Raw genomic sequence first — 7,171 nt, forward strand, 5'->3', positions numbered from 1 at the left:
ACCGCCTCGAAGCCACCCTGGACAACACCACGGGAAGCGGCGAACTCCACCGTGAAGTCACCACACGACTGCAGACCCTGCTCTCCCGATGGCTGAGGGGCGCGCCCGGTGCAGCCGGTACCAGTACCGGCACGGCTACCGACCGGCCGGCCGGACGTCGAGCCGTGGCGGGACGTCTGGAAGAGGCCTCCGCAGACGAGGTCCTGGACTTCATCAACAAGGAACTGGGGGCGTCATGACGACCACTGACGTCCTGACGACCACCGATGCGCAGGCCGGTGCAATGCCGAGGAGGATCCGCCATGGCCGATGACAAGCAGCTGCTCGGCGCTCTGAAGAAGCTGGCCGCCGACCTTTACGAGGCACGGGAGCAGGTCAAGGAACTGGAGTCCGGCGAACGCGAGCCGATCGCGATCGTCGGCCTGGGCTGCCGCTACCCCGGTGGCGTGACGGGGCCCGAGCAGTTCTGGGAACTGCTCACCGCCGGCACCGATGCGGTCTCCGGCTTCCCCACCGACCGCGGCTGGGACGAGTTCGAGCAGGCATACGGCACGGACACCGCAGATCGGACCTATGTGCGCGAGGGTGCCTTTGTCAGTGATGTCGCGGAGTTCGATGCGGGGTTCTTCGGTATCTCGCCGCGTGAGGCCCTGGCGATGGACCCGCAGCAGCGTCTGCTGCTGGAGGTGGCCTGGGAGGCCGTCGAGCGGGCCGGACTGGACCCGTTGTCGCTGAAGGGCTCCCGCGCCGGCGTGTTCGTGGGCGCGAACAACTCCAGCTACAGCGAAGGCCTCATGGGCAAGGACCCGAACCTGGAGGGCTACCTCCTCACCGGCAACGTGACGGCGGTGGCCTCGGGCCGGATCTCCTACACGCTCGGCCTGGAGGGCCCGGCTGTCACCGTGGACACGGCGTGTTCCTCCTCCTTGGTGGCACTCCACCTGGCCGTTCAGTCACTGCGGACGGGGGAATGCTCGATGGCACTGGCCGGCGGTGTGGCGGTGATGGTGACGCCCGGCGCCTTCCTGGAGTTCTCGCAGCAGGGTGGGATGGGCTCCAGCGGGCGGTGCAAGGCGTTCTCGGCCCAGGCCGACGGCATCGGCTGGGGTGAAGGTGCGGGCATCGTCGTGCTGGAGCGGCTGTCGGACGCACAGCGCAACGGCCACCACGTCCTCGCCGTGATCCGTGGCACCGCCGCCAACCAGGACGGTGCGTCCAACGGGCTGACCGCCCCCAACGGTCCCTCGCAACAGCGAGTGATCCGGGCGGCTCTGGCGGACGCCCGGTTGGCGGCTGCCGATGTGGACGCGGTGGAGGCGCACGGTACGGGGACGACGCTGGGTGACCCGATCGAGGCGCAGGCGTTGCTGGCCACCTACGGGCAGGACCGGCCTGGGGATGGCCGGCCGTTGTGGCTGGGGTCGGTGAAGTCCAACATCGGCCATGCCCAGTGTGCTGGTGGTGTGGCGGGTGTGATCAAGATGGTGTTGGCGTTGCAGCACGGTGTGTTGCCGCGGACGTTGCATGCGCAGGAGCCGTCGCCGCACGTGGACTGGTCGGTCGGCAATGTGGCCCTGTTGAAGGAGCCGGTGGCGTGGCCCGCCGAGGACGGCGAGCGCCTGCGGCGGGTCGGGGTCTCGGCCTTCGGCGTCAGCGGCACCAACGTCCACATGATTCTCGAAGAGGCCCCGCAGCCCCTGGCCGGGCCAGCTGAAGCAGCGGAAGAACCCGCATCCGGGCTGCTGGAGTCGCCGGCACCGGCGTGGGTGCTCTCGGGCCGGACGAGCGAGGGTCTGGCGGCGCAGGCGGGTCGGTTGCGTGAGTACGTCTTGGCGCGGCCGGAGCTGGAGCCGGGTGACGTGGCGTGGTCGCTGGCGACGACGCGTGCGGTCTTCGAGCATCGTGCGGTGGTGTTGGGCTCCGGCCGTGAGGAGCTGTCGGCCGGCTTGGCGGCGGTGGCGACGGGTCAGCCTGCCCCGGGTGTGGTGACCGGGACGGCGGCTGTCGGTGGTAGCGGTCGGACGGTGTTCGTCTTTCCGGGGCAGGGGAGTCAGTGGGTCGGTATGGGCCGGGAGCTGGCCCAGTCTTCGCCGGTCTTTGCGACGCGGTTGGCGGAGTGTGGTCGGGCTCTGTCGCCGCACGTGGACTGGGAGTTGGACGACGTCCTGGCCGGGCTGCATGGCTTTGAGGCTGCGGATGTGGTGCAGCCGGCGTTGTGGGCGGTGATGGTGTCGTTGGCTGCGGTGTGGCAGGCCGCGGGGGTGCGTCCCGATGCGGTGGTGGGTCACTCGCAGGGTGAGATCGCCGCTGCGACCGTGGCCGGCATCCTGTCGCTGGAGGACGGGGCGCGGGTGGTGGCGCTGCGCAGCCGGACGCTTCGGGCGCTCGCCGGTCGTGGCGGGATGATGGCGGTGGCGCAGGACGCGGCCACCGTGCGGGAATGGATCGCCTCGTTCGGAGCCCGTCTGTCGGTTGCGGCGGTCAATGGGCCGCGGTCGACGGTGGTTTCCGGTGAGCCGGAGGCGTTGCGGGAGTTGGCCGCGGCGCATGAGGGGACGCGGACGCGAATCCTGCCGGTGGACTACGCCTCGCACAGCGCGCACGTGGACGAGCTGCGCGCCGACATCCTGACCGCCCTGGACGGCATCACCCCCCGCGAGGGTCAGGTGCCGATGGTCTCGGCGATGAGTGGCGAGTCGGTCACTGGTCCGGAACTGGACGCGGCCTACTGGTATGCCTCGCTGCGCGAGACGGTCGAGTTCGAGCGGGCGGTCCGCACTCTCGCCGACCGGGGGCACGGCACCTACGTCGAGGTGTCGCCGCACCCTGTGCTCACCACGGCAGTCGGGGACAGTCTGGAAGAGCGGGGGGTGGTCGTCGCCGGGACGTTGCGTCGTGACGACGGCGGGGCCGACCGGCTCCTCACCTCTTTCGCCGAAGGCTTCGTGCGGGGCGTGCCCGTCTCCTGGGCGGATGTTCTCGGCGGCGGCGCGGTGGTCGATCTCCCCACGTACGCCTTCCAGCACCGGCGCTTCTGGCCGGAGACCGGTCTCCCGACGCCGGAGCCGACCGCTGATCCCGTGGACGCGGAGTTCTGGGCTGCGGTGGAGGCCGGTGATCTGGGTGGTTTGGCGGAGACGCTTGAGGTTGATGGCGGCAGTTTGAGTGCGGTGGTGCCGGCGTTGGCGGCGTGGCGGCGTCGTGGGCAGGCTGATGCGTTGGTGGCGGACTGGCGTTATCGGGTGGTGTGGCAGCCGGGGAGCGAGGGTGCGGGTGTCCTGTCGGGGACGTGGCTCCTGGTCGGTGGCGGCGACGGTGGTGGTGATGAGGCTGAGGTGATCGGGCGCGCCTTGGGCGAGAGGGGTGCGGAGGTCGTTCGGGTGGATCTGGCCGGCCTCGGCGGGGTCATGTCAGGGGATGTGGCTGGTGTGGTGTCGCTGCTGGCGTTGGATGAGTCGTTGCTGCCGGGTGAGGGGTGGGTGCCTCGGGGGACGGCGGCCACGTTGGAGTTGGTGCAGGAGTTGGGGAAGCAGGGTGTTGCGGCGCCGTTGTGGGTGGTGACCCGTGGTGCGGTGCAGACCGGTGGTGGTGAGGTGACCACCAGTCCGGTGCAGGCGCAGGTGTGGGGTTTGGGGCGTGCGGTTGGTTTGGAGCATGCGGATCGTTGGGGTGGTCTGGTCGATCTGCCGTCGGTGGTGGATGAGCGGGTGGGGGCCCGGTTGGCGGCGGTGGTGGCTGATGGCCGGGAGGACCAGGTTGCTGTGCGGTCGTCGGGTGTGCTGGTGCGGCGTTTGGTGCGGGCCGGCCGTCGACGTAACGGTGAGGGTTCGTGGTCGCCCAGGGGCACGGTTTTGTTGACTGGTGGTACGGGTTCGATCGGTGTGTGTATCGCGCCGTGGCTGGCTGACCATGACGCCTCGCGTGTGGTGTTGACCAGCCGTTCGGGTCCTTCGGCTCCGGCGGTGGCTGAGCTTGCCGCGACAGTGGCGGGCGAGGGCACGGCTGTCGATGTCCTGTGCTGTGACACCAGTTCGCGTGAGCAGGTCTTCGGCCTGGTCGAGCACGTCCAGCGCACGGGCCCGGCCCTCTCGACGGTGTTGCACTCGGCCAACGCCCCGTTCTTGGCGCGAGTAGAGCAGACAAACCTCGAAGGACTGGCCTACTCCCTGAGCGCGAAGGCTGCCGGCGCCTCTTATCTGGATGAGGCGACGGTCGGGTTGGAGTTGGACGAGTTCGTGATGTTCTCGTCGATCTCGGCGACCTGGGGCAGTAACGATCACGCCGCCTATGCCGCGGGAAATTCGTATCTGGATGCGTTGGCGGAGGATCGTCGGGCGCGTGGTCTGCCGGGTACGTCGATTGCCTGGGGTGTGTGGAACACGCGGGACTGGGACGCGGTGGATGCCCAGATGGATCACAGTCCTGGTCGGGTCACGCCGCATCGGTTGTTGCGGCAGGGGATGAACTTCCTGGACACCGAGCGGGCGCTCACGGCGTTGGGTCAGGTGTTGCAGGACGACGAGACGTTCCTCGCGGTGGCGAACGTGGAGTGGGAGAAGTTCGCGCCCGTCTTCTGTGCCGCCCGCCCCCGCCCCCTGCTGGACACCATCCCTGAAGCCCAGGAACCGCAGGACGACCACTCTTCGCAAGGCACCACCGCGGCCGAGCCGCAGGGTGAACTCGCCCGCAAGCTCACCGGCGTCGACCGGGCAGAGCAGGAACGGAGGGTGGAGGAACTGGTGCGGTCGCACGCAGCCGCGGTTCTGGGGCACGACACCGTTGCCGACGTCCTTCCCACCCGGGCGTTCCGGGAGATGGGTTTTGATTCGCTCACGGCGGTGGAGTTGCGCAACCGTCTGAATGCCGTCTCGGGTCTGCGGTTGCCGTCGACGGTGGTTTTCGACTACCCGAACCCGACGGTGTTGGCCCGGCGGATCGTCGAGGGCATGTTCGGTGCGTTGGAGGTGGCGTCGGGGGTTGCGGGCGGGCCGGCTGGTTCGGTGGTGGTGTCGGATGACCCGATCGCGATTGTGGGGATGGCGTGCCGGTATCCGGGTGGGGTGTGTAGTCCGGAGGAGTTGTGGCAGTTGCTGGCCGGTGGTGGGGATGCCATTTCCGGGTTTCCCCCTGATCGTGGGTGGGATGCGGGTGCGGTGTTTGATCCGGATCCGGATGCGCCCGGTTCGACGTATGTGGTGGAGGGGGGGTTTCTGTCGGGGGCGGCGGAGTTCGATGCGGGCTTCTTCGGGATTTCGCCGCGTGAGGCGTTGGCGATGGATCCGCAGCAGCGGTTGCTGTTGGAGATCTCCTGGGAGGCCTTGGAGCGTTCGGGTATCGACCCTGAGACGCTGCGGGGATCGGCCACCGGTGTCTTCGCAGGTGCAGCCCCTTCCGGTTACTTGAGTTCCGGGGGTGATCTGTCGGGTTCCGAAGCGCACCTGATCACGGGCAATGCCCTGAGCGTGCTGTCCGGCCGCGTCTCCTACACCTTGGGGTTGGAGGGACCCGCGGTGACGGTGGACACCGCGTGCTCGTCCTCGCTCGTGGCTCTGCACTTGGCGGCGCAGGCGTTGCGGTCGGGTGAGTGTGAGTTGGCGTTGGCCGGTGGCGTCATGGTGATGGCCGATCCGGGGGAGTTTGTGGGGTTCTCGCGGTTGCGGGCTTTGTCGTCCAGTGGGCGGTGCAAGGCGTTCGGTGCCGGTGCTGACGGGATGGGTATCGGTGAGGGTGCGGGTCTGGTGGTGCTGGAGCGTTTGTCTGAGGCGCGGCGCAAGGGTCATCGGGTTTTGGCGACGTTGGCGGGTAGTGCGGTCAATCAGGATGGTGCGTCGAATGGGTTGTCGGCGCCGAATGGTCCTGCGCAGCAGCGGGTGATTCGTGCGGCTTTGGCGAGTGCGGGGTTGTCGGCTGCGGATGTGGACGTGGTGGAGGCGCACGGTACGGGTACGGAGCTGGGTGATCCGATCGAGGCGCAGGCGCTGTTGGCCACTTACGGTCAGGATCGGCCCGGGGACGACCGACCGTTGTGGTTGGGGTCGGTGAAGTCCAATATCGGGCATGCGCAGCAGGCGGCGGGTGTTGCGGGTGTCATCAAGATGGTGTTGGCGTTGCAGCATGGTGTGTTGCCGAGGACGTTGCATGTGGAGGAGCGGTCGCCGCATGTGGACTGGTCTTCGGGGAATGTGGAGTTGCTGCGGGAGTCGGTGCGGTGGCCGGCCGAGGCTGGTCGGCTGCGGCGGGCCGGGGTGTCGGCGTTCGGTATCAGCGGGACCAACATCCACGTCATCGTCCAGGAGGTAGAGGCAGCGCCGGCGGAGACGGAAGGCGAGGACGAGCCGGTTACTCCGGTGCTGACCGAGACCTCTGCCCTGCCCTGGCCGATCTCCGGCCGTGACGCCGTCGGGCTGGCCGCCCAGGCCGGCCGACTGCGTGAACACATTCTGGCCAACCCACAACTCGACCCGGTGGACCTGGCCTGGTCGCTGGCTACCACGCGTTCGCACTTCGAGCACCGGGCAGTGGCACTGGGCACCGGACGAGAGGAGCTCACAGCAGCCCTGACGGCCGTGGCCACCCACGAGCCCTCGTCCGGACTGATCACTGGGACGGCGGCTGTCGGTGGTAGCGGTCGGACGGTGTTCGTCTTTCCGGGCCAGGGGAGCCAGTGGGTCGGTATGGGCCGGGAGTTGGCCGAGGTGTCGCCGGTGTTTGCGGCGCGGTTGGCTGAGTGTGGTCGGGCTCTGTCGCCGTTCGTGGATTGGGAGTTGGACGAGGTTCTGGCTGGTCGACACGGGTTTGAGGCTGCGGATGTGGTGCAGCCGGCGTTGTGGGCGGTGATGGTGTCGTTGGCCGCGGTGTGGCAGGCCGCGGGGGTTTGTCCCGATGCGGTGGTGGGTCATTCGCAGGGTGAGATCGCCGCTGCGACGGTGGCCGGCATCCTGTCGCTGGAGGATGCGGCGAAGGTGGTGGCGCTGCGCAGTCGGACGCTTCGGGCGTTGGCGGGGCGTGGCGGGATGATGGCGGTGGCGCAGGACGCGGTCACCGTGCGGGAGTGGATCGCCGCGTTCGGAGACCGTCTGTCGGTTGCGGCGGTCAATGGGCCGCGGTCGACGGTGGTTTCCGGTGAGCCGGAGGCGTTGCGGGAGTTGGCCGCGGCGCATGAGGGGACGCG

Annotated in this window: 2 protein-coding genes; both read left to right on the top strand. The window is 68.8% G+C overall.

Going from position 1 to position 7,171, the window contains the following annotated elements; genetic code table 11:
- A partial coding sequence (locus ACFV3R_RS34370; RefSeq protein ID WP_385591439.1) for a hypothetical protein occupies positions 1 to 239 on the top strand: 239 nt, incomplete at its 5' end.
- A gap of 63 nt (positions 240 to 302) precedes the next feature.
- Positions 303 to 7,171, top strand: a 6,869-nt coding sequence (locus ACFV3R_RS34375) for a type I polyketide synthase (RefSeq protein WP_385591441.1), incomplete at its 3' end; no start/stop codon positions are given.

The sequence above is a fragment of the Streptomyces sp. NPDC059740 genome, from assembly GCF_042733155.1.
GTDB lineage: Bacteria > Actinomycetota > Actinomycetes > Streptomycetales > Streptomycetaceae > Streptomyces.